Below are 22,025 nucleotides of genomic sequence, written 5' to 3'. Positions count from 1 at the left end.
CTCCCACAACAAGGGGAGAAGGGAGAGCCGGCGCAGTTATTTCACCGCGCCCGCTGTCATGCCCATGATCAGGTAACGCTCGAGCGCGATGCCGATGACGGCGAGCGGTGTGATGGCGGCGGTGGCAAGCGCTGCCATCGACCACCAGTTGATGCCTTGTGAGCCGGTCTGGCTGGCCACCATGACAGGAATGGTCTTTGCGTCGGTCGAGGTCAAAAGCGCGGCGAAGAAATACTCGTTCCAGCACAGCACCATCGCCAGGATGAAGGCGGCGACCATGCCCGGCAGCGCGATCGGCATGACGATGCGCAAGAAGGCGCCCCAGATCGACAGGCCGTCGACGAGTGCTGCCTCCTCCAGCTCCACCGGGATGGAGTTGAACTGGTCGCGCATGATCCAGATGACGATCGGCAACACCATCAGCGTGTAGAGCAGGATCAGCCCGACGCGTGTGTCGAGCAGGCCGACCTCCCGGTAAAGCACGAGGAAGGGCAGGGCCAAAACCACCGGCGGCAGGATCAGCTGCGACAGGAAGAAGAAGGAAATATCCTCGTTCCTGAACCAGGCGAACTTGTAACGATAGCGGGTCAGCCCGTAGGCGGCGAGGCTGCCGATGACGATGGCGAGGGTCGACGCGCCGACCGAAGTGATGACCGAATTCATGAAACGCTTGATGAATTCGTCGCGCACAGTCGACGTCCGAAAGATCGAGTCCGGCGACAGGCCGAGCGAACGCCAGCCCTTCCAGTCGGGCCGGAAGTCGACGAACGGGATCAGATGGCCCTGGGTGACATCGACCGCGGTCTTGAACGAGGTGGTTATCGTCCAATAGATCGGGAACAGGCAGATGAAAGCCCAGAAGATGAGGGCGCCGTAGATGAAGACGCGGTTGGCGACGAAGCTCGCCGGCGAGCGGATTTCGGAGGCGGCAAAGTCGGTGGTTTGAACGCTCATCTTGCCGGCCCGATCAATTGACGTTGCGCACGAAGCGGCTGGCGAACTTCAGCAGCCAGGTCACGAACACGATGATGATGATCAAATAGGCCATCGCCAGCATCGTGCCGTAGCCGACGTTCGAGCGGTCGCGATACTCGCGGTAGATGAAACTGGACACCGAATCGGTCGCGCCGCCCGGCCCGCCGGAGGTGACGGTGATGATGATATCGGCGAGCTTCAGCTTGAAGATGATGCGCAGGATGACCGCTGTCACCGACACCGGCAGCATCAGCGGGAAGGTGACCTGCCAGAAGGTCTGCCAGGCAGTGGCGCCATCGACACGCGCTGCCTCGAGCACCTCGCGCGACATCGCCTGCAGGCCGGCGAGCAGCATGATCATCATGAACGGGATGAACGTCCACGCGTCGAGCACCATGATCGAGATGCGGGCGGTGATCGGGTTGGAGAAGAAGGCCGGGTTTTCCCAACCGAGATGGCGCGCCAGCGTCGCGGCGGGCCCGAAGCGGTATTCCATCAGCGACTTGCCGATCATCCACGACACCGCCACCGGCGACAGCATCAGCGGCATGAGAAACACGACGCGGAAGAATTTTCGTGCCCGGATCTGCGCGTTGAGCAGCAGCGCCAGGCCGAAGGCGATGACATATTCGACGAACACCGCCAGCACGTAGAGCACCATGTTGAACAGCGCATTGCGATAATAGGCGTCGTTCAGCATCTGCCAGAAATTGTCGAGCCCGTTGAACTGCCGTCCGCTGAAGGAACTGAGGTTCCAGTCGGTCAGCGCGATGTAGAAGCCGAACAGCGTCGGGAAGATCACCATGGCAATGGTAAACAGCAGCGCCGGCAGCAGGAACAGCGCGCGCTGGCCGTCCTCGCCGCGCGTCAGTACCTGGCCGATGCCGAGCGCGACACCCCACAGCACATAGGCGTAGACCACCGGCCGCCAGGTCTCGAAGCCGATAGTGTCGACCTCGCTCTTGTAGAGAATTTGCAGCGCGATCACCGCCAGAAGGCCGAGCGTCGCAGCAGCCATCAGAGCCCAGCCAAGCCGTTTGCGGCTCCGCGGTATCAGGTCGGATGGCACGGCGCCTGCCGGCCATTCACTTGTCGACAAAGTCTGGTCAGCCAGGGTCCGGTCAGCCACGCGTTCTTGCCCGTTCACAGGAGACTCGATGACCGGCCGAGCCGGTCGAGGCCAAGTCGGTCAAGGGGAGGTCCGGCGGCTGTGCGCCGCCGAACCAGTTTCACTATCTCAGCCTACATGCCGAGCGAGGCCTTGTAGAGCTTGACCTGTTTGTCGCGGCCGATCTGGTCGGTCAGCTTCTCCCAGGCGGCTGCGATGGCGTCGGCGCCTTCCTGCGCCTTCATCTTGCCGGCAAAGGTGTTGGCCAAAATGTCCTCGGCAGCGCTGTAGTACTGGAAGATGCCGGGGATGCGCGGCTCGATCGCCGCGTTGGGATGGTTGTAGCTGTCGGCTTCCGACTTCAGATACGAGGTGATGAATGCCTCGTCGTAGCCCGCCGCCACCCATTCCGGAATGTTGAAATGCGAGTTGCGATAGGGCTGGAAACCCGACGGATAGGCCGCGCACCAGAGCGACAGGTCCTTGCCGCCGAGATGGGCAGCGGCAGACCATGCCGCCTTCTTCTTCTTTTCGTCGCTGTCGACGCGGGCCATGACATAAACGCCCCAGCCGAGATAGGCGCAGTTCGGCGCATGGTTCGGGCCGCTGGCGAGCTTGTCCCACTGGCCGGTCTTGGAGTTGTAGACATCGTCCGAGCCCGGCAGGATCGAGAAGCCGGTGATGTCGCCGACGACCGAGGAATCGTTGGTCTTGACGTTCGAACCGACGTCGCCCCACCAGGTAACCATCGAACCGGTGCCTGCCAAGAATTGCTGGAAGGCGGTGGTGTTCGGGTCGGCGTTGATCTGGTCGGCAGGTTCGGAGGGCAGGGCATCGATGACGTCCTGGATCGCCCGCACCCATGCCGGATTGTTGACGCGCGGCTTCATCGTGTCGGCATCGAACAGCCAGGCCTTGTCATCGGGATGCTTGGCGTAGGCGCTGGCGCGGCTGCCGAGGAAATAGAAGCCGAAACCGCCCCAGGGCTTGGGCGCATCGAGGTAGCCAAAGACATCCTGGCCCTTCACCTGCTTGCCCTTGAGGAATTTCGTCACCGCCTGCACCTGCTGCCAGGTCTTCGGCACGCCCCATTCGCCTTCTCCGCCGCCGTCCTTCCAGGCCTTGGCGAGGTCGGCATCGGCGAACACGTCGGTGCGGTAGTTGAAGTTATGCGCGTCGCCGTCGACCGTGACGCGATATTGCTTGCCGTCCCAGGTGCCGACCGGCGGCTGCAGATAGGCCACGACATCCTTCATGTCGATCTGGTCCTTGACCCAGTCCGGCATCTCGGAGGTGAGACCCTTGCCGCAGACGTCGCCTTCGAACGGTGCCCCCATTTCGATGATGTCGAAATCGACGGTGCCGGTCGCGATCGACTGCTGCAGGCGGGCGTTGTAGTCAGCCTGCGCCAGGTCGATCCAGTTGATCTTGGCGCCGGTATAGGTCTCCCACGGCTTCAGGAAGCCGCGAAACAGCACATTGTGCAGGTTCTGGTTGTTGAGCCCCATGAAGGTGAGTTCGACACCGGCGAATTCGCCTTCCTTGACATTGGCCTTGGTGGCGCCAAGGCAAAGCTCGCCGACCTGCTGGAAGTCGGCATCGGTCGGCTGACCCTTGCCGACACCCGGGATCTGCAGGATCTGCGCACGCAGGTCGTCGGCGGCCGCAGCCGTGCGCGTCAGCGCACCAAGTCCGGCGCTTGAGGCCGCCGCGAGGGCGGCCATGCTGGCCGCTCCCTTCAGCACGTCGCGGCGGGTGGCCCCGGCGCGGACAAGTTGGTTATAAAGGCTGACTTTCATTTCGTTCCTCCCAGAAGGTCAATTGTGAATTGGTTCAGATGGTGGAGCGCCGATTATGTTCCCCAACGACAGCGACTCCCGTAAATAGCGGCCCGAATTCTCCCTCCCGCGACGCTTGGCATTCAGTGCCGGACAAGCGTACCGGTGCGCCCGGAACAGGGTCATAAGCCGGACACTGTCACTATTCGCACAACGAAGTGCGGTGTCAACGTGAATGGGTTTTTTATCTATAAGAGACTGACTTGCCCTCGCCGTTTGCGTTGTTTAGCTTCACGGCAACTGAAGGGGGAATGATGGCTCAAGTCGCGATCCGCAATGTGGCCAAGGCGTTCGGAACCGTCAAGGTTCTGCACGATGTCAGCGTCGACATCGCCGACGGGCAGTTCGTGGTGCTGGTCGGGCCTTCCGGCTGCGGCAAGTCCACGCTGCTGAGGATGGTGGCCGGGCTGGAAACGGTCTCCGGCGGCACCATCGCCATCGGCGAGCGCGTCGTCAACCATCTGCCGCCGGCCAAGCGCGACATCGCCATGGTGTTCCAGAACTACGCGCTCTATCCGCACAAGACGGTCGAGCAGAACATGGCCTTTGCTCTCAAGCTGCGCAAAACCGACCCGGCGGTGGTCACTGAGCGGGTTAAGCGCGCCGCCGACATCCTCGACCTCAATCCCTACCTCAAGCGCTATCCGCGCCAGCTCTCTGGCGGCCAGCGCCAGCGCGTCGCCATGGGCCGCGCCATCGTGCGCAACCCGCAGGTGTTCCTCTTCGACGAGCCGCTCTCCAATCTCGACGCCAAGCTGCGTGTCCAGATGCGCACCGAGATCAAGGAACTGCATCAGCGGCTGAAGACCACCACCATCTACGTCACCCACGACCAGATCGAGGCCATGACCATGGCCGACAAGATCGTGGTGATGCGCGACGGTCGCATCGAACAGGTCGGCGCGCCGCTGGAATTATTCGACCGGCCGGCCAACCTGTTTGTCGCCGGCTTCATCGGCTCGCCCTCGATGAACCTGCTCAAGGGCGTCGTGCGCAAGGGCGACAAGCCCGTCGTCGAGATCGCCGGGACGCCGTTCCCGATTGCGGCGACCAGTGCCGTCGAGGATGGCCGTAATGTCGTCTACGGCGTGCGGCCCGAGCATCTCGAAATCCATCCCGATGGTGTTCCGGCGAAGATTTCGGTGGTCGAGCCGACCGGTTCCGAGACTTTGGTGTTCCTGCGCTTCGGCGAGGGCGAGATGGTGGCGCTGTTCCGTGAGCGCCACGACTTCAAGCCGGGCGACACACTGCACCTGAAACCGCGGCTCGACCAGGTGCATCTCTTCGACGCAGAGACCGGCAAGCGTCTCTGATTTCGCCCCAGCAAACTTCGCGAGGAATACCATGCTCAAAGGAATCAATCCGCTGCTCAATGCCGATGTGCTGCAGGCGCTGCGGGCGATGGGCCACGGTGACGATCTGATTATCGCCGACACCAATTTCCCGTCCGATTCGGTGGCGCGCCAGACCGTGCTTGGCCGGCTGCTGCGCATCGATGCGTCGGCGGCCGACGTGGTCAAGGCGGTACTGTCGCTCTATCCGCTGGACACCTTCGTCGACGACGCGGCCGCGCGCATGGAGATCGTCGGCAAGCCGGACGACATTCCCGCCGTGCAGCAGGAAGTGCAAAAAGAGATCGATGCCGCCGAGGGCAAGGCCTGGCCGATGATCTCGGTCGAGCGCTACGCCTTCTACGAACGCGCCAAGAAGGCCTATTGCGTCATCCAGACCGGCGAGCGCCGCTTCTATGGCTGTTTTGCGTTCCGCAAGGGCGTCGTGCCACCGGATGCGGAGTAGCGGCATGCCGGCGAAACCGATCGTCATGAAGCCGGTTGTCATATTGGGCGTCTTCGTCGCCGATACGGCCTACCGCGCCGCCCGCCAGCCGCGCATGGGCGAGACGATCCTGGGCACGTCCTTCACGCTCGGCCCAGGCGGCAAGGGCTCGAACCAGGCGGTGGCAGCCGGCCGGCTCGGCGCCGATGTCACCTTCCTTACCCGCCTCGGCGTCGATCCCTTTGCCGATATGGCGAGACAGACCTGGTCGCACGCCGGCGTGAAGAGCGCCGTCATCGACACGCCGGAAAGCTACACCGGTGCCGCCTATATCTTCATCGAGGAGACGAGCGGCAACAACGCGATCATCGTCAGCCCTGGTGCGGCGATGCTGATCTCGCCCGCCGATATCGAGGCAAATGCCGGCCTGATCCGCGCGGCCGGCGTTTTCGTCACCCAGCTCGAACAGCCGATCGAGGCGGCGCTGGGGGCGCTGGAGATCGCGCGCGGGGCAGGGGTGACCACCATCCTCAACCCGGCGCCGGCGGCCAAGATTCCGGACCGTATCTATACGCTTTGCGACTATGTCACGCCGAACGAAACCGAGGCCGAGGAACTGACCGGCATCAAGGTGTCCTCCATCGACGATGCCCGCCGTGCCGCTGACAGCCTGCTGGAGAAAGGTGTTGGCGCTGTCATCGTGACGCTCGGCGAAAAGGGCGCGCTGCTGCACACGGCCGACCGTTCCGAGCATGTCGCAGCGGTCGCCGCCGGCCCGGTCATCGAGACCACGGGTGCGGGCGACGCCTTCAATGGCGGCCTGGCTGCGGCGCTGTCGAGGGGGATGGAACCCCTGCAGGCGGTGCGCTTCGCTTGCGCCGTCGCAGGCATTTCGGTGACGCGCCCAGGCACCGCGCCGTCCATGCCGACGCTGCAGGAGGTCGAGGCGCTGCTCGCCGAGGGGTGAAGCCCGGCACTGCGGGATGAGACTGTAAGCGGGAGCGAATGGGTTAGACCCGACTCTTGTCCGAGAAGCTATTGTCTTCTGGCTCGACCACAAACAGGCGGGCAGGTCGATGGATGAGGATCAATGCCAGAATTCGAAAGGAATGGACCTAGACTGAGTCACGAAAGAAGATGATTTTTGACAAATCAACGTCGACATTTCTCCGACATCAAGGGGACGTGACCCCAAAGGAGAAATGGCGCGAGTGACGGGGCTCGAACCCGCGACCTCCGGCGTGACAGGCCGGCACTCTAACCAACTGAGCTACACCCGCGCATGGACGAGCACGTGTCAGCCGTGTTCGTCGTTGGGGCGGTGGATAAGGGGTAAGCCACCGGGTGTCAAGCGGACCCGGACAGCATAACAGCAAACAGGAGAAGGTTTTTTGACAAGCCGAACTTTGTTGCCGAAACCGGCTCCCGGCCAAGCCACTCGCCGCTCATTTGGCCTTGCGAAGCCGGTCTTAACTGCTTAAAGGTCCGGCCCGGGGCGGGCGATTAGCTCAGTTGGTAGAGCGCTTCGTTTACACCGAAGATGTCGGCGGTTCGAGCCCGTCATCGCCCACCATTTTCCTCGATGTGTTCAGTTTGGGCTACCCCGCTCAAGCTGATCGCCCAGGTGAGACGCATCCGACCACTGTGCTACTCGGACTTTGGTCTGATTCAAACTGTCTTTCCGCAGGGACTTAAGTCTGATCTGCTTGCCTCTCATGAGGGAAACGATTGCCGAAAGCTACAACTTGCAGTATCTCAATTGCGTATGGGTATGGGCGGGAGCGAAAATATTCCTGGATGGCTTGCGAGTCATCTTCCGGACGATCCCGTGATCGCAGGCGATCTCGCGGATAAGATATCGAAGGAAGCTGAAAAAAACCGGCTTCCAGGCGAACGGGTTGTGAAGACAACCCGTAACGAAGAAGACACCTTCAAGAAAGAACAAGTCGAAGCTTATCCCGACGCCGCGGTTGCAGGAGTCTTTGCCAGCGGTTCATTCCTCGCCCTGTTGGTATTAGCCATTTATCTGCTTTATGTGCTCTCGATTGTGGCCGGGGGAACGGTCGCGGATGTTCCCCTGCCGCCCATACTGAACTAGTAGACGCTCCGCCAACTCGAATTAGCCCCGCACCGTGTTGATGCTGGTGACTTTCGTGTCTGCGGTGGAGCACGCGACGAAGGTTTCGTTCCCGCGGCAAAGATGTTCACGCGGGGCAACTGGCTGCTGCAGAACGGCAGCATTGTACTTCCATAGGCCTCCCGGTTCTTTGCAACTTGGGCGATTGGCTTGTCGCAGATCAGCCTGCAATCGCCGGAGCGTGAGCAATCCGTTTCGCCACATAAACACAACGCTTCGATGAATCAGCGTCCTGCACCACCTCAAATCCAATCGCCTTGTAGAACCTTAGCGCACCATCGTTCTCCGGCATGACTTCGAGGTGGATGCCGGTCGAGCCGCTCGCGGCAAGCCCCTGCTCGAGGAAGGCCATCGCGCGCCTGCCGATGCCTTTCCCGCGCGCTTGCGGCAACAGGTCGATATGGCCATGCGACGGATAGGCGGTCAGCGCAGGCGGAACAGCGAAATCGGGATGATGGACCCGATGCCGCGCCCAGTCGCTGCCGCGCCAGCGCGAGCTGTCGGGTCCCGGGTCTGCCACGCGCCGCTGAAGGTCGGGATACCAGTCTGATGCCAGGCTGGCATTGAAAGCGCTCGTATCGGCCGCGCCAAGCAGGTAGCCGGCCGCACCTGCGGGACTATCGATAATGAAGGCCAGCTCGGGTTCGAGCACCTGGTAGGGAATAGTGTAGAGGAGGCCGAGCAGTTCCGGGTCGTCCTCGCGGCCGCTGGCGTCCTTGCCGGCATCGCCGGTCTTGAGACAGATCATCGCAAGTGCTGCATGATCGGCGGTGGTCGCCCGGCGCAGGAAGAAACCGCCGCCGAAATCGAGGATCATGGCGGCAGCAGCCGGAAATCCTTGCCCTCGGGCAAAAGCTGCCCGCCGTCGACGATGATGGTCGTGCCCGTGATGTAGCTGGCATCGTCAGAGGCCAGGAACAGGAAGGCATTGGCCACATCGCGAGGGCTGCCGAGACGGCCGAGCGGGATGGCGTCTTCCATGTTCTTGATGAAGGCCGCACCGCGATGCTGCTCTATGCCTTCAGTGAGGATGTTGCCGGGCTCGACGCCGTTGACTGTAATGCCGTAGCCCGAGAATTCGAGCGCAGCCGAACGGATCAGCCCATTGATGCCGGCCTTGGTCGCTGAATAATGGCCGTGGCCGGGGCTGGTGACATGCGGGCCGGTGATCGAGGAGGTGAACAGCATGCGGCCAAAATGCTGTGCCTTCATTGGCACCAGTGCGGCGCGAGCAGCGATGAAGCTGCCGCGCAAGTTTACCGCCATGACCCGGTCCCAATCGTCGGGACTGGTGTTTTCCAGCAATTGCCAGGGATAGATTCCGGCATTCTGCACCATGATGTCGAGCCGGCCGTGACGGTCGAGCGCCAGTGCAACAGCAGCCTCGGCATCAGCCATCTGCGAGATGTCGGTGCGGATGAAGGCGGCGCCGAGTTCGTTCGCGGTCGCTTGCCCCGCCTCGGCCTCGGTGTCGGCCAGGACCAGCTTCGCGCCCTCTTCGGCAAAACGCTGTGCGATGCCCTTGCCGATGCCACGTGCGCTGCCGACGATCAGCGCGACTTTGTCTTCCAGACGGCCGGTCATGCCAGCCTCTGGCGAATGGTCTGCTTGAACGCGTCGAGCAGCACGGCGGCGAGCACCAGCAGGCCGTGGATCACCTGGGTGAAGTTGGCCGGCAGGCCCATCAAATTGATCGCCGTGTTGATGGCCGAGAGCAGCAGCACGCCGGCATAGACGCCGGGCAAGGTGCCGACGCCGCCCTTCAGGCTGACGCCGCCGATGACGACCGCGGCGAAGGCATTGAACAACAGGCCGACGCCGAGATTAGCTGTCGCGCCGGAGGTGCGGATCGCCAGCACCCAGCCGGCAAGGCCGGCAATGGCGCCGGCAAGGACAAAGGCTATGACAAGGTTGCGGTTGACGCGGATGCCGGCGCGGAAGGTCGCCGTCTCGTTGCCGCCGATCATGACCAGGTGCCGGCCGAAGGGCGTCTTGGCCATGATCAGCGAGAACACCACGAAACACGCAATGGCGATCCAGGCTGTCAGCGGCAGGCCACCCAGGCGCTGGATGCCGAACCAGCGGATCGCCGGCGCAAGGTCCTGCGCCGAGCGGCCGCCGGAGATGACCAGCACCAGGCCGCGCACCCAGATGTAAGACGCCAGGGTGATGATGAAGGCGCTCATCTTGACCCTGACCACCAGGTAGCCGTTGAAGGCGCCGATGAGGCCGCCGACCGCAAGCGCGATGAGCAGCGAAACTGGAACCATCAGCCATTGCGGCTGCAACTGGATGCCGAGGCCGATGCCCGATGAGCAGAACAGGATGCCGACCGCCATGGCGCTGAGCGCCGCCACCGATTCGACCGACAGGTCCATATGGCCGGCGATGATGACCAGCGCCAAGCCGATCGACATGACGCCGAGCACGCTCGACGCCTCGATGATGTTGGCAAAAATGCCGAGCTGAAAATAGTTCGGGATGAGGATGGAAAAGACCACCAGCACGAAGACCAGCATGAACCAGACAAGATTGTCGAGGATGAACTCGAGGGTTTGGCGCGTGCGGGGGTTCATCTGCGGATCCGGTTGGCGCATGACCCCGAAAACCATTCGTTCTTCGGAAAGATCAGGCGCGGTTGAAAATTGCTGCAGCATCCCCGTGCGCGTCCGTTTGAACGCACCGGGGCTGCAGGGCTGGGCTCCGGGCCGGCAATGGCCCGGAGCTTCTGGCGAGTTTGCTATTCGACCGGCTTTATGGTTTCGGTCGGCGGCTTCATGTTGCCCCAGAAGGCAGGGTTATCGACATTTTCCTTGGTGATCGCAGCGCCGGGGATCTTGATGTTCGGCCCCCACGCTTCTTTGGTCAGGGTCGATTTCAGGCCAAGCACATCATATTCGCCGGGCTTGATCTCCTGCTTGTTGACCACCTTGTCCATGAACATGGCGACCGCCGCGGCCTGGGCATAGAGCGGCTGCTCGACTTCGACGTTGAGCCAGCCCTTGCGGATCAGGTCGAGGCCGACCGGAGCGCCGTTCGAGCTCATCAGCATGACGTCGCCCGGTTTCTTGCCGGCGGCCTCGAGCGAGGCGACGGCAGCGACCGAAAGATGCGCTGCATGGCTGAAGATCAGGTCGATGTCGGGGTTGGCGAGCAGCTGGTCGTTCACGATGGTCCCGGCTGCATCCGCCGCCCATTGCATGGCCGGCAGCGAGATGATCTTGACGTCCGGGAACGCCTTCATCTTCTCCTCGAAACCCTTCTGGATATCGAGCGTGTAGGGGTCGCCCGGATCGCCGAGCACCTGCAGGATCTTGCCCTTCACCGAGCCGTTTTTCGCGGTCAGGAGCTTTTGCGCCTGGTCGGCGGCGACGTAGCCGATCTCGACGGTTCCGGCCACCGAGGTGAAGTCGGACGGGGTCGAGGTGATCTGGCGGTCGAACTCGACGACCGGGATGCCGGCGGCGCGGGCGGCCTCGATCGACGGTTTCAGCGCATTGAAATCGACGGCGGCAAGAATGATCGCCGACGGCTTCAGCGCGATGACGTCGTTCATCTGCGATTGCTGAGCGTCGGTCTTGTTGTCGGCGTTCAGCGTCTTCATCTCGTAGCCGACCTGCTTCAGGAACAATTCCAGCGCGCTCACCGAGCCGGTCTGGAACTCATCGAGCAATGTCGGCACCATGTAGTAGACGGTGCCCTTGGACTGGGCGAATGCCGGCGTGAGCGTGGCAAAGGCCAGTGCCAGGATACCGAAGACGGAAAGAAGTATTTTCTTCATGTCGTTCGCTCCTCTTGCGCCGGACCCCTCGTTTGTCCCTCAGTTCGTCGGTCCGGCACCGGCGAGCGTCTCTCCGGTGATCATGTTGATCACCGCGTCGGGACTTGTTTTGTTGCGTGCGACGTCGCCCGCCACGACGCCTTGCCGGATCACCACGATCCGATCGGCGACCTGGAAGGCCTGTTGCATGATATGAGTGATTATGACGACGCCGATGCCCTGGCTCGCCACCTGGCGGATCATGTCGAGGCCGCGCCGCGTCTGCTCGACGCCAAGCGCTGCGAACGGCTCGTCGAGAAGCACCAGCTTGCCGCCGAAATGCACGAACCGGTTGAGCTCGATGGCCTGTCGCTGACCGCCCGAGAGGTGCTCGACATTGGTGCGAAGCGAGGGAATGCGGGTGCCCGCGCTTGCCAAGGCTTTTTGCACCACCTGCTCCATGGCGCGCTCGTCGAGCACTGGAATGCCGAGAACCTTCCTCGTGATCTCACGGCCCATGAAGAAATTGGCGACCACGTCGACATTGGTGCAAAGCGACAGGTCCTGGTAGACCGTCTCGATCCCCGCGGCCTTGGCCTCGGCGGGGGATTTGGCGAGGAATTCCTTGCCTTCGAACAGCATGCGGCCGGAGGACGGCTCCAGGCCGCCGGCAATGATCTTGACCAGCGTCGATTTGCCGGCGCCGTTGTCGCCCAGAAGCGCCACCACTTCGCCCTTGTCGATCGAAAAGCTGATGCCTTTCAGCGCTTCGATGGCGCCGTAATTCTTGGCTACGTTGTCGAGCACCAGCAGCGGTTCGCTCATGCTGCGATCCCCTTGTTATGCAAGAGATCCCGACCGCGTTCGCGCTCGGCGGTGAAGATCTGGCCGAAGCGCGGCGAAAGCACTCCTGAGACGGCAAGCGCGGCGGCGCCGCGCAACACCGCATGCTGGCCGCCGCGCGCGACGCGGACGCGGGGGGTCGCGCGGTCGCTTCGCGCCGAGACCGAATTGGGCAGGTGCGCGGCCGCGCCGGCAAGCCTTTCGAGCAGCTCGGTGGACGCCAGCCCGCCGAGGATGATGGTTTCGGGATCGAACAGGTTTTCGATGATGGTGACGGCGTTGCGGAAGATCGGCGCAATCTCGCTCACCCACTCGGCGTCGGCGATGTTGCGGCGCCGCAGCGCTTCGAGCGAGAGATACCGTTCGAGGCAGCCACGATTGCCGCACGGGCAGGGCTCGCCGCCCGGCACTGCGGGAATGTGGCCGATTTCACCGGCGTTTCCCCAGGCGCCGCGCAATGCCGCCCCGTCATGCACCATGACGCCGCCGAGACCGACGCCGAAATAAAGATAGTAATACTCGGAATATGCCGTTCCGAGGCCGTAGAGGCGCTCGCCGATAGCAGCCGCCGCCATATCGGTTTCGAAAAAGGCCGGCAGTCCGGTCGAGGCGGCCAGCCGCTCGCGCAGCGCCACATCCTTCCAGCCGGTCATGGTGGTCGGCCCGACAAAGCTCATGGACTCCACGCCGAACGGTCCGGGCAGCGCCATGCCAATGCCGAGAACGCGGCCACCGGGCCGCAATGCCGTCAATTCGAGCACCATGGCGCCGATCAGCTCGAAAGCGTGGTCGGGCGTTGCATTTGGGGCTTCGCGGTAGGTGCTCTCGATAACATCGCCGCTTAGGTTGATCAGGGCGGCATTGATGCCCAGCGGGGTGACGTGGATGCCGACGGCATAGCCGCCTTCCGGATTGATGCGCAGCGTTGCCGGTGGCAGGCCGCGTCCCTTGGGCTCTTCGCGCAGCGACAACACGTAACCGTGCTCTTCCAGCTCGCGAACGATGGTAGACACCGTCTGCACGGTGAGCCCGACCCGCCCGGCAATTTCGCCGCGGGCGATCGGTCCGTGAAGGCGGATGGATTCGAGCACGATGCGCCGGTTATACGGCCGCCCGAACTCCTGATTGGTTCCCCGCAGTGCCATGCCTTGTGCCCTCGAGAGAGGCCAGACTGGCACTGAAGATTTATTCAGTCAAATGGAATTCAAAAATAATTCGCCTGTGGCCAAGGTCCTTCTAACGCCGGCGAATTCGCGCCCGCCGGCGGATGGGCCAACTCTGGCAATTTTCCAGTATGAAGCGCCACCGGCTGGACGGGAGCCAGGCATGACCTTGGCCGGCAATCCGATCAGCGCCCTGAAGCCCATTTCGGAACCCGGCTGTGAGCCGGCCAGGGATCGGAGTTCGTTGCGCCTTTCCGTTGCAGGGAGCATACTTCCTCTCGCCGGTCTGCGGGAGGAGATGCGATGCCGAAGCTGACCCTCGACGGGATTGATCTCGGCTATGAGGTGCGGGGCGACGGGCCGCCGGTTCTGTTCGTCCACGGCAGCGTCACGAACGGCATGATGACATGGTCCGCCCAGCAACCGCTTGCGGAGCGCTGGAAGCTGGTTGTGGTCGACCGGCCCGGATACGGATCAAGTTCCCCTGCCGAACGCGAAGATTTCGTCGTCGACGCCAGACTGGTCGCCGGATTCCTCGATCGGACGCATGACCTCTGGGACGAAAGCCGCGTCCATCTGGTCGGGCATTCCTATGGCGGCGTCATCTCTCTTCTTGCAGCAGCGATGCGCCCGCGAGCAATCCGTTCGCTCACGGTGATCGAGCCGCCGGCCTTTGACCTTGCGCGCGGGGATGTTGCCGTGAATGAACTCGTGACGCGCCTGAAGACCCACTGGCAAAGCGGACCCCGCGACGATCCCGCGCTTTTCTTGCGCCAGTTCCTCCATCTGGTCGGCTCGGCGATACAATTGCCAGACCCGCTGCCGCCCCCGCTCGCGCAAGGGGCGGCCATGCTCGTCGTCGAACGCGGGCCATGGGAGGCCGAAATTCCGCTTCGGCAACTTGCCGATGCGCCGTTCCCGAAACTGGTGGTATCCGGCGGGCACAGCGCAGCATTCGACGCCGTCTGCGACGTGCTCGAAAACGTGCTTGGTGCCGATCGTGCCGTGATCGCCGGCGCGGGGCACAGCGTTCAGCAGACCGGTGAGCCGTTCAACCGGCGGCTCGGCGCGTTCATGGCTGCTGCTGAGGGCTGAAAGCGATCTATCTTTGATATTGCCTGGCGGGCGGTTGGCCGCGCGCCAGGCTTCACGCCGAATGAATCGCCGGCTCTACAGATACCGCTCGACCTTCTTGCCGACCGTCAGAAACCGCAGCGGATCGATTGCCTCGCCGTTGTGGCGGACCTCGTAATGCAGATGCGGGCCGGTTGAGCGGCCGCTGTTGCCGGTCTTGCCGATGATGTCTCCGGCATCGAGCTTCTGTCCGACGGCGACCTCGATTTCGCTGAGATGCCCGTAACGCGTCACAAAACCGTTGCCGTGGTCGACCTCGATCATGCGGCCGTAGCCGCCGTTCCAGCCGGCCTTGACGACAACGCCGGCTGCCGTGACCTTGGCCGGCATACCGACCGGCGCCCTGAAATCCATGCCGGAATGCAAGGCGGCCGTGCCGAGGATGGGGTCGGTGCGCACGCCGAATGGGCTGGTAACGCTGCGGCCGGGGGCGGGGTTGGCGAGCGGCAGCCGGCGTGCCTCCTTTTTCAGATGATCCAACGCGTCAAGCGCTTCGTCCAACTCCTTGACCTTGCTGTCGAAAACCAACGAGCTGTCGAGCGGTATCAGCGGCCCGCCGACGTCGCTCTTTTCGAATTCGCTATCGACGGGCAGGCCGGCGGCCTCGAGCGCCTGCGAGATCGCGTCGGCGCTCTTGTAGGCATTGTCGGCAAGTGTGGCGATGCGGGTGAGCTGCTGGCTCTCGATTGCCTTCAGCGAGTTGTTGATCGAAACGAAGAGCTTGTCTGCCCGGTCGGCCGCACTTTCGCTCGGCAGCGGATCGGCGCGGGTCGACCACAGTGAGAACGGCCTGGTGTCGTTGCTGGGAAGGGGCACAGCAAGGCTGGCGACGGAATAGGCCATCGGCTGGATGCTGCCGGTCGCGTCGGCATGTTCGTCCGGCTTTGCCGTCGGCACGGGCGGCGTTGCGACCTCGTTTTCGGCTCGTTCGAGGATCGGGCCGAGGCGGCCGTGACGCAGGCTGAGCTGGCTCTGCCGTTCCAGCAGCTCGCTGACCTTGGTTTCCATCAGTTGCTGATCGAGTAGCTGGCGGCTGGTGATGCGGTCGACCTGGCTGCGCAGTGCCGAGATGCGGTCTTCGTAGGCCTGCTGCATGCGCGCCTGCCGCGCCGTCGTGGCGCCGATCAGATCGTCGCGCAGCACCAGATAGGAGGTCGCCAGCAGGTAGCCAATGACGATCGCCGCCAGCGCCGAGCCGCAAAATGCAGCCAGCCATGGGCGTATGGTGAAATGCCTTATCTGGTCGCCCCGGGCGATGATGACCGTGTGGGGCTCTTTGCGTCTGCCGAAGACCGCTGACTGACTGGCTACGTTCACGGGACCAAGCTTTCGTTACGACACCAACGACAAGCCTGATTACACATTATTAGGGTTAACAAAGTTTTGCCGGATCGAACGACAGCCAAAGGTCTTCGCGCAAAACGGGCATCGAATTGCAGCGGACTGGCGCAGCTCTCAAAGGGCGCGAACCGCCTCCAGCACCTCTTCGGCGTGCCCCTTGACGCGGACGTTGCGCCAGATCCTGGCGATGCGTCCGTCCCGGCCGATCAGGAACGTCGCCCGCTCGACGCCCATATAGGTGCGGCCGTAGAGCTTCTTTTCCACCCACAAATGGTAAGCCTCGATCACTTTGCGCTCTTCGTCGGCGACAAGGTCGACGCTCAGATCGTATTTCGCCTTGAATTTGTCGTGTTTCTTGACGCTGTCCGGCGAGAGCCCGATGACGACAGCGCCGGCCTTTTCGAACTCCGGCTTCAACTGCGAAAAGCCGATCGCCTCGTTGGTGCAGCTTGTGGTGTCGTCCTGTGGGTAGAAATAGAGTACGATGGGTTTTCCCAGCAATGCGGCGAGGCTGAGTGAACCGCCGCCGTCGCGCGGAAGATCGAACTGCGGCGCAACATCGCCCACGTCGAGGTCAGCCATATCGATGCCCTTGTTTGAGGTTACGCGCCAGGCTGCATCGATATAATGTCGAGCGGGGATTCGTCCACGATCGAATTCGTTTCAACGGAAGATTGCGTGGATCAGGAGCTACCGCAGCACGAGAAGATCAGGTTCAGGCGTGACGAGATCACCGACCTGGGAACCTTTCCGTCCGCGTGCCGCGTCCCGCCGCTCGGCCAGGCGTCGATCGGTCGCGGCGTCCGTATGATGGCGCGGCTGTTTGCCGGCCTTGTCGCCCTTGTGTTGCTGGCTGCCGCCGGCGTCTATGCGATCGGCGTGTCCGGCTTCGGCTCGGAGCGGCTTCGCGCGGAAGCCGAAACGGCAATCGAGAAATTGGCCGGCTTCGATGTCGACGTTGCCGTCGGGCCGGCACGGCTGACGCTTGACGGGTCGAGCTTCATTGCGCTGCAGGTCAGCGACGTCAGCCTCAAGACCGCCGACGGAAAACCAATGGCCGATGCAGGCCGGGTCCGCTTCGGCATCCGGCTGATCCCGTTGCTTTCGGGCGAGGTACGGCTGACCAGCGCCCGGATTTCCGACGCGCACATCGTCATGGCGGCAATGCCGTCCGGCGGCGACTGGACGGCCGAGCTGCGCAACCAGGACGGCCTCATCGATCCGGAAAAACTTTCCGCCGCCGTCTTCGCCAACCTCAACCGCGCGCTCGACGCGGTGCGCGAGGATTCGATGCGCCAGATCGATCTGCGCAACGTCGAACTGGCACTGCCCGAGACCGGATCCGTCAAGTCGGTCACCATCGCCGAGGCCTCCGTCTCGCAGTCGGGACCGGGAAGCATGGAGTTTTCATCCGACGCGGATGTCGACGGCAGGGCGCTTACCATCGCCGCTTCCGCCACCCGCGATCCGGCGACGCGACGCATCACCACGCTGGACGCCAGCATCCAGGCAGCGGATGCCGACACTGCGGCAGGTGGCAAATTGGGTGCGATCGCCTTGAAGCTGGCGGGGTCGGAAGGGACCGGCGACAACGGTTCGCGGCTGACCGCTGCCCTGTCACTGACCGGATCGGTGCTCGATCTCGGTTCGCGCGGCCTGCTTCCGGCCGACATCGATCTCGATGCAACACTCGTCGCCGGGTCGAACAAAATCCAGGTCGACAGTTTGCTGGTGAAAACCGGCCGCTCGACCTTCGATTTCGCCGGTTCGATCGGGCCGAAGCCGGCTACCGGCGCAGCGGGCGAGGAGCCATCCTATCGTTACGACCTGACCAGCGACGGTTCGACCCTGGCGCCTTCCGATTCGCCGGAGCCGGCACTCAGCTTCATTGCCCGTATCGCCGGCGTCTACCAGCCGACGAGCCAAAAGCTGGTCGCCGAGCAGATCGGCGTCCGGTCCGGACCGGGCAGCGAAGTGCTGGGCACGGCTTCGGTTTCATTCGTCGCCAACCAGGCGCCGGGCATATCGGTGGCGCTCAATGTCCACGACATGCCGGTCTCGCACGTCAAGCAATTATGGCCATGGTTTTCGGCGCGCAATGCCAGGCTGTGGGTGCTTAAGAACCTGTTCGGCGGCCGCGTCGTCGATGGCAGCCTGCAGTTCCAGGTCGTGCCCGGACGGCTCGGCAACGGCGTGCCGCTTTCCGCCGATGAAGTGTTCGGCCGATTCCAGGTCGAAGGATCGCGCTTCGACACGGCCGGCCGCATTCCGCCGATCCGCGATGCCGTTGGCGTCGTCGGCTTCCACGGCAATGACGTCGACGTCGCGCTGTCGTCGGGCAGCGTCTATATGCCGAGCGGCCGCACGGTGGCGGCGAGCAACGGCACGCTCACCGTCAAGGCGGCGAACCATCCGCCGGTGATCGGCGCGCTCGACATCGATGTCGCCGGCGAGGCGCCGGCAATCGCCGAGCTGGCATCCTTTGACCCGATCAACGCCATGCGCCATGTTGGCCTGCTGCCGGACGACCTGTCCGGCACGGTGACCGGCCACGTCAAGGCCGATATTCCCCTGCAGTCCGGTGTCGACTCTTCCAAACTCGATTGGCTGGTGGCGCTCGACTACAAGGACCTGTCGCTGGGCAAGCCGTTCGAGGGCCAGACGGTCAGCCATGCCGATGGCTCGATCACCGTCGCGCCCGACCGGGCGGTGATCTCGGCGAAGGCGCTGCTCAACGGCATTCCGGCCGAGCTCGACCTGATCGAGCCGCTCAGGGATGGCGGCCCGCCGCGCAGTCGTAAAGTGGCGCTGGTGCTCGACGACAAGACGCGCGCCACCGCCATGCCTGGCCTGTCGACGCTGCTTTCCGGAACCATCAAGGTGGCGATCGACAAGAGTGGCACCGGCAACCAGAACGTGTCGGCCGACCTGACCAATGCCAGGCTGGGCATTCCCTGGGCCGGCTGGAGCAAGGGCCCCGGCATTCCCGCCAAGGTCGTCTTCGCCATGGCGAAGACCGGCGACACCACGACGTTGTCCAATTTCGAACTCGACGGCAAGAGCTTCTCCATCGACGGCAGCGCCGTGCTGGTCAACGGCGCCTTGTCCTCGGCCCGGTTCAGCAAGGTCACGTTGAACAGGGGCGACGACGTCGCCGTCTCGGTGAAGCGGTCGGGCAAGGCCTATGCGGTCGAGGTCAGCGGCAGCGCGCTGGACGCACGCTCGCTGATCAAGCAATTCACGTCCGACGTCGACACCGCCACCAAGACCACTGGCGTCGATGCGATCTCGGTCAGCGCCGACGTCAGTTCCCTGACCGGCTTCCACGACGAGGTGCTGTCGAATTTGAAGCTCGACTACAGCGCCGCCGGCTCCCGGGTGAACGGGCTCAAGGTGAGCGCCACGGCAAGTTCGGGAGCCGCCATCACCATCAGCAACACGACCGGCGGCGGCCTGCGCACGCTCAACATGAAGTCGGCCGACGCCGGCGCCATACTGCGCTTCCTCAATATCTACGAGCATATGGAAGGCGGCTCGATAACGCTGGCGCTGACCGGGGCCGGCGACGGGCCGATGAAAGGCCAGGTCGACGCCAAGAACTTCTTTATCGTCAATGAGCCGAAGCTCGCCTCGATCGTGTCGACGACGCCGGCCGGCGACAACCGCAGCCTCAACGAAGCGGTCAAAGGCAATCTCGACACGTCGAGGGTGAAGTTCGAGCGCGGTTTCAGCGAAATCGACAAGGGCAGCGGCTATCTGAAGCTGCGCAACGGCGTGCTGCGCGGCTCGCGCATCGGCACCACCTTCCAGGGCACGCTCTACGACCAGAACAACAATATGGACATGACCGGCACGTTCATGCCGGCCTACGGCGTAAACCGCATCTTCGGCGAACTGCCGCTGATCGGCGCACTGCTCGGCAACGGCCGCGACCGCGGCCTGATCGGCGTCACCTACAGGCTCAAGGGCAACGCCAACAAGCCGAACCTGGAGGTCAATCCGCTATCGGTGATAGCGCCCGGGATTTTCCGGTCGATCTTCGAGTATCGCTGAGGTCAAAACCCAATTACCTCGAGCGACCGAGTTTTGATCTTAAGCGGCCGCTCGTCCGCCCCGCGAATTCACGCCCATGATCCAAAGGCGACTGACGTCCGCCCGGGCCTAAATGGCCGCTTTGCGCCTAATGTCGGCCGTTAAAGTTAGTTGTGCCACCGCCTTACAGCGGACATCACCGGCGACCGCGCTTGAGGGCGTAGTTGCGCCAGGAGCGGTCATTCGATGTTCTGCCGTTGAACGGCTTCATTCGCCAGTTTAGCGGAAATTGGGCGACAGCATGGTTGCCTCAACAGGGAAGTTCGAAACCCTCTTGGTCCGCGAATCCCGCTGATTGCACGCTGCGGTGCGATATTCTGCAAGATAGCCACCCAACCAACGCCGATAGCCGCATTGCTCTCGACAAGAGCACTCCTGCCGCACACCACCTAGCTGGCAGACACTTGGCTGATCCCGGCATCGACCCAGGCACGCGTCTGCTCAAGCACTTCATCCGAGAGCGCGGGATCGTCGATCGCCCGGGCGAGGATTACTGCCCCCACCATCGCTGCCCAGCTTCCGATCGCCGCGCGGCGTCTGTCTGCCGGATCCAACTCCGGGAGCGCCTTGCCGATACGGTCGATCTGCGATCGTAGGCCTTCCGTCATGGCCGAGCGTGCAGCCGGGGTCTGATGGCGGATGGCTGCGGCAAGGCCCGCCGTCGGGCAACCGCCGGCGCAGTTGTCGCGATGCCGGGGCGAAAGATAGGAACCTACATAAGCGTGAAGATCGCCCCCTCCGCCTGAGTCCGCGGCGAGGACGTGGGCAAGGGTCTGCGCGATCAGGTCGTCCTTCGAACTGAAATGGCCATAGAAGCCGCCATGGGTGAGCCCGGCGGCCTTCATCACTTCCGCCACGCTGACCGCGTCGAACCCCTTCTCGCGAAACAGCCGGCTGGCCGCATCCAATATCCGGTGACGGTTCTCCGCCATCTGCTCTCGACTGACCTTCATTTCAAAATTCTCCGTCGGCCCCGTTGACATTTACATGATGCCCATCATATTTAGCCGCAATCATGATGATCGTCATGAATATAGGTTCCATCAGAGAAAAGAGCAATGCCATGACCACCATTCCATCAGTCCTCATCACCGGCGCCTCCACGGGCATCGGAGCTTCCTATGCCGAACGGTTCGCCCGCCGCGGACACGACCTCGTGCTGGTTGCCCGTGACGTGGCACGAATGGAGGCACTGGGAGCCCGGCTCCGTCAGGAAACTGGCGTTGCGATCGACATCATCCAGGCTGATCTTACGCAGCCTGCCGAGCTTGCAACGGTAGAGACAAGGCTGCGCGATGACGCCCGCATCGGGATTCTCGTCAACAATGCCGGAACAGCCATCGGCGGAAGCTTCATCGAGCAGAGTACCGATGACGTCGCCCGGCTCGTTGCGCTCAACACGACCGCGCTTCTGCGACTTGCCAGCGCCATCGCCCCGCGACTTGCGAAGGCGGGTGCAGGGACGATCGTCAACATCGGTTCCGTGGTCGGGCTGGCGCCGGAGTTCGGCATGACTGTCTACGGCGCAACCAAAGCCTTCGTGCTGTTTCTGTCGCAGGGGCTCAGCCTCGAGCTTGAGCCGAAGGGCGTCTACGTCCAAGCCGTGCTGCCCGCCACGACGCGAACCGAGATCTGGGGCCACGTCGGCGCCGACATCAACACGCTCTCCAACGTGATGGAGGTGGACGATCTGGTTGACGCGGCGCTGGTCGGCTTCGACCGCCGCGAACCGGTGACCATCCCGCCACTCCCCGATGCCGGTCAGTGGGACGCGCTTCAGGCCGCGCGCCAGGCCATGCTTCCGAACTATCGGAACGAACATCCCGCCGAGCGGTACCGCAAGGTCGCCTGAGCACCA

19 protein-coding genes and 2 tRNA genes are annotated in these 22,025 nt (G+C 63.1%); 8 read left to right on the top strand and 13 right to left on the bottom strand.

Features of this window, described 5'->3' with window-relative positions; translation table 11 throughout:
• Positions 1 to 36: 36 nt before the first annotated feature.
• The 3 genes from NKI70_RS15945 to NKI70_RS15935 form a co-directional block, all read right to left on the bottom strand.
• Positions 37 to 954 carry a carbohydrate ABC transporter permease gene (locus tag NKI70_RS15945; RefSeq protein WP_352681556.1) on the bottom strand — a complete coding sequence of 306 codons (918 nt, stop codon included), beginning with the start codon at positions 952 to 954 and terminating at the stop codon, positions 37 to 39.
• Positions 955 to 967: 13 nt separating this feature from the next.
• On the bottom strand, positions 968 to 2,089 hold the full coding sequence (locus tag NKI70_RS15940; RefSeq protein ID WP_031211226.1) for a carbohydrate ABC transporter permease: 1,122 nt from the start codon (positions 2,087 to 2,089) through the stop codon (positions 968 to 970).
• 128 nt (positions 2,090 to 2,217) lie between these two features.
• Complete coding sequence (locus NKI70_RS15935; RefSeq protein ID WP_023674663.1) at positions 2,218 to 3,882, bottom strand: ABC transporter substrate-binding protein; 1,665 nt, start codon at positions 3,880 to 3,882, stop codon at positions 2,218 to 2,220.
• Positions 3,883 to 4,175: 293 nt separating this feature from the next.
• Between NKI70_RS15935 and NKI70_RS15930 the strand changes: the two genes are divergently transcribed.
• Genes NKI70_RS15930 through rbsK form a run of 3 tightly spaced genes read left to right on the top strand, consistent with a single transcriptional unit; the run spans position 4,176 to position 6,664 of the window.
• Complete coding sequence (locus NKI70_RS15930; RefSeq protein WP_352456634.1) at positions 4,176 to 5,234, top strand: ABC transporter ATP-binding protein; 1,059 nt, start codon at positions 4,176 to 4,178, stop codon at positions 5,232 to 5,234.
• 31 nt (positions 5,235 to 5,265) lie between these two features.
• Positions 5,266 to 5,718, top strand: coding sequence for an RbsD/FucU family protein (locus NKI70_RS15925; protein WP_023674665.1), 453 nt, complete (start codon positions 5,266 to 5,268; stop codon positions 5,716 to 5,718).
• Positions 5,719 to 5,722: 4 nt separating this feature from the next.
• Positions 5,723 to 6,664 carry a ribokinase gene (rbsK, locus tag NKI70_RS15920; protein WP_352724742.1) on the top strand — a complete coding sequence of 314 codons (942 nt, stop codon included), beginning with the start codon at positions 5,723 to 5,725 and terminating at the stop codon, positions 6,662 to 6,664.
• A 236-nt stretch (positions 6,665 to 6,900) separates the two neighbouring features.
• On the opposite strand, the gene NKI70_RS15915 is transcribed toward rbsK, so the two are convergent.
• Positions 6,901 to 6,977, bottom strand: a tRNA-Asp gene (locus tag NKI70_RS15915).
• Positions 6,978 to 7,194: 217 nt separating this feature from the next.
• On the opposite strand from NKI70_RS15915, the gene NKI70_RS15910 reads away from it, so the two are divergent.
• A tRNA-Val gene (locus NKI70_RS15910) sits at positions 7,195 to 7,270 on the top strand.
• Between the two features lie 255 nt (positions 7,271 to 7,525).
• Positions 7,526 to 7,795: a hypothetical protein gene (locus NKI70_RS15905; protein ID WP_352724741.1), complete on the top strand. Its 270-nt coding sequence runs from the start codon at positions 7,526 to 7,528 to the stop codon at positions 7,793 to 7,795.
• A 199-nt stretch (positions 7,796 to 7,994) separates the two neighbouring features.
• Here the strand turns inward: NKI70_RS15905 and NKI70_RS15900 are convergent, their stop codons facing one another.
• From NKI70_RS15900 to NKI70_RS15875, 6 genes are all read right to left on the bottom strand, one after another.
• Positions 7,995 to 8,651, bottom strand: a complete 657-nt coding sequence (locus NKI70_RS15900) for a GNAT family N-acetyltransferase (protein WP_352724739.1) — start codon at positions 8,649 to 8,651, stop codon at positions 7,995 to 7,997.
• Positions 8,648 to 9,418 (bottom strand): SDR family oxidoreductase, encoded by a 771-nt coding sequence (locus tag NKI70_RS15895; RefSeq protein ID WP_352575962.1) that lies wholly within the window; start codon positions 9,416 to 9,418, stop codon positions 8,648 to 8,650. The genes NKI70_RS15900 and NKI70_RS15895 overlap by 4 nt, the downstream gene beginning before the upstream one ends.
• Positions 9,415 to 10,410: an ABC transporter permease gene (locus NKI70_RS15890; RefSeq protein ID WP_352575964.1), complete on the bottom strand. Its 996-nt coding sequence runs from the start codon at positions 10,408 to 10,410 to the stop codon at positions 9,415 to 9,417. The genes NKI70_RS15895 and NKI70_RS15890 overlap by 4 nt, the downstream gene beginning before the upstream one ends.
• A gap of 164 nt (positions 10,411 to 10,574) precedes the next feature.
• Positions 10,575 to 11,615 (bottom strand): sugar ABC transporter substrate-binding protein, encoded by a 1,041-nt coding sequence (locus NKI70_RS15885; protein WP_352571438.1) that lies wholly within the window; start codon positions 11,613 to 11,615, stop codon positions 10,575 to 10,577.
• Between the two features lie 39 nt (positions 11,616 to 11,654).
• On the bottom strand, positions 11,655 to 12,419 hold the full coding sequence (locus NKI70_RS15880) for an ATP-binding cassette domain-containing protein (RefSeq protein ID WP_352456627.1): 765 nt from the start codon (positions 12,417 to 12,419) through the stop codon (positions 11,655 to 11,657).
• Entirely contained in the window at positions 12,416 to 13,582 is a 1,167-nt protein-coding gene (locus NKI70_RS15875; protein WP_352724738.1) for an ROK family transcriptional regulator, read from the bottom strand. The genes NKI70_RS15880 and NKI70_RS15875 overlap by 4 nt, the downstream gene beginning before the upstream one ends.
• Positions 13,583 to 13,903: 321 nt before the next feature.
• On the opposite strand from NKI70_RS15875, the gene NKI70_RS15870 reads away from it, so the two are divergent.
• Positions 13,904 to 14,695 (top strand): alpha/beta fold hydrolase, encoded by a 792-nt coding sequence (locus NKI70_RS15870; protein ID WP_352575968.1) that lies wholly within the window; start codon positions 13,904 to 13,906, stop codon positions 14,693 to 14,695.
• A 75-nt stretch (positions 14,696 to 14,770) separates the two neighbouring features.
• Here NKI70_RS15870 and NKI70_RS15865 read toward each other — a convergent pair whose 3' ends face one another.
• Together NKI70_RS15865 and NKI70_RS15860 are read right to left on the bottom strand one after the other, a co-directional pair.
• Complete coding sequence (locus NKI70_RS15865; RefSeq protein ID WP_352681546.1) at positions 14,771 to 16,051, bottom strand: M23 family metallopeptidase; 1,281 nt, start codon at positions 16,049 to 16,051, stop codon at positions 14,771 to 14,773.
• 138 nt (positions 16,052 to 16,189) lie between these two features.
• Positions 16,190 to 16,657 (bottom strand): peroxiredoxin, encoded by a 468-nt coding sequence (locus NKI70_RS15860; protein WP_352575971.1) that lies wholly within the window; start codon positions 16,655 to 16,657, stop codon positions 16,190 to 16,192.
• 96 nt (positions 16,658 to 16,753) lie between these two features.
• Here NKI70_RS15860 and NKI70_RS15855 point away from each other — a divergent pair, with 96 nt between their 5' ends.
• Positions 16,754 to 20,128 carry a hypothetical protein gene (locus tag NKI70_RS15855; RefSeq protein WP_352724737.1) on the top strand — a complete coding sequence of 1,125 codons (3,375 nt, stop codon included), beginning with the start codon at positions 16,754 to 16,756 and terminating at the stop codon, positions 20,126 to 20,128.
• Between the two features lie 428 nt (positions 20,129 to 20,556).
• On the opposite strand, the gene NKI70_RS15850 is transcribed toward NKI70_RS15855, so the two are convergent.
• Positions 20,557 to 21,120, bottom strand: coding sequence for a TetR/AcrR family transcriptional regulator (locus NKI70_RS15850; protein ID WP_352700527.1), 564 nt, complete (start codon positions 21,118 to 21,120; stop codon positions 20,557 to 20,559).
• Between the two features lie 110 nt (positions 21,121 to 21,230).
• On the opposite strand from NKI70_RS15850, the gene NKI70_RS15845 reads away from it, so the two are divergent.
• Positions 21,231 to 22,019, top strand: a complete 789-nt coding sequence (locus NKI70_RS15845) for an SDR family NAD(P)-dependent oxidoreductase (protein ID WP_352700513.1) — start codon at positions 21,231 to 21,233, stop codon at positions 22,017 to 22,019.
• Positions 22,020 to 22,025 lie beyond the last annotated feature (6 nt).

Source organism: Mesorhizobium sp. M0500, from assembly GCF_040321165.1.
Taxonomy (GTDB): domain Bacteria; phylum Pseudomonadota; class Alphaproteobacteria; order Rhizobiales; family Rhizobiaceae; genus Mesorhizobium.
The sequence above is the reverse complement of the archived record's forward strand: the minus strand, read 5'-3'. Positions and strand labels throughout refer to the sequence as shown.